Source organism: Autumnicola edwardsiae, from assembly GCF_031846505.1.
Classification (GTDB): domain Bacteria; phylum Bacteroidota; class Bacteroidia; order Flavobacteriales; family Flavobacteriaceae; genus Autumnicola; species Autumnicola edwardsiae.
This window is the reverse complement of record NZ_JAVRHP010000268.1, coordinates 1-867: the sequence shown is the minus strand read 5'-3', so window position 1 is coordinate 867 and position 867 is coordinate 1. Positions and strand designations below refer to the sequence as shown.

Sequence of the window (867 nt, the reverse complement as noted above, 5' to 3'; positions counted from 1 at the left end):
TTGTATTAACAGCGATAACCGCCCTGGTGCAATCTGCTTCACAACTCATCCTGTTACGATTGCTCACGGGTTTAGGGGCAAGCGGTGTGGTGCCAATGTCCCTGGCCCTTGTAGGAGATATGTTCAAACCTTCGGAAAGGGGGAGACCCCTGGGACTTTTATTTGCCGCTATGGAAGGAGGAATGGCTTTAGGTTCTACCGCCGGGGTAATGTTGGAACCTTATACAGGCTGGCGCATGTTATTTTTGGCAACTGCACTATTGGCCGCTTTGGCATTATGGATACAAGTAGCCCGAATGGGCTGGAAACAGGAACCTCATAAATCCGGCCATACTTCATTAAAAAACATGTTAGGTGGGTTTTACAGGCTACTTGCTTTCCGGCGGGGGCTAAGGACGTATTTATTCGTATTCTGGAACGGGATCTTCCATTCAGGTATTTATACCTGGTTAGGGGTCTATTTTGTGCAAAAGTATGATCTGGGGCCAATAGAAATTGGTTTGGCCATTCTCGGTTATGGCCTGCCAGGATTTTTCTTTGGTTCCCTTATAGGGCGCACAGCTGATCGTAGGGGGCGTTATCCGATTATTTTAATAGGTTTGGCAACAGCAGCCATAGCAACAGCCAGTCTCGCTCTGGAAATACCCGTTCTTGTTGCAGCCCTTGCAGTCACCTTGATTTCTTTCGGATACGACCTCACGCAACCTTTATTTGCAGGTATAGTAACCGAATTGGGCGGCAAAAAACAGGGTGGACAAGCAATGGGACTCAACGTTTTTGCATTGTTTACGGGCTTTGGTATCGGTAGTCTGATTTTTGGGGAATTATTGAAACTAGGGTTAGATCAGGCGTTAATTATTTTTGCGG

General features: G+C 46.8%; 1 protein-coding gene. It reads left to right on the top strand.

Annotation, left to right across the window (positions count from 1 at the left end):
- The coding region (locus RM529_RS17580) for an MFS transporter (protein WP_311486031.1) at positions 1–867 on the top strand (867 nt) is incomplete at both ends.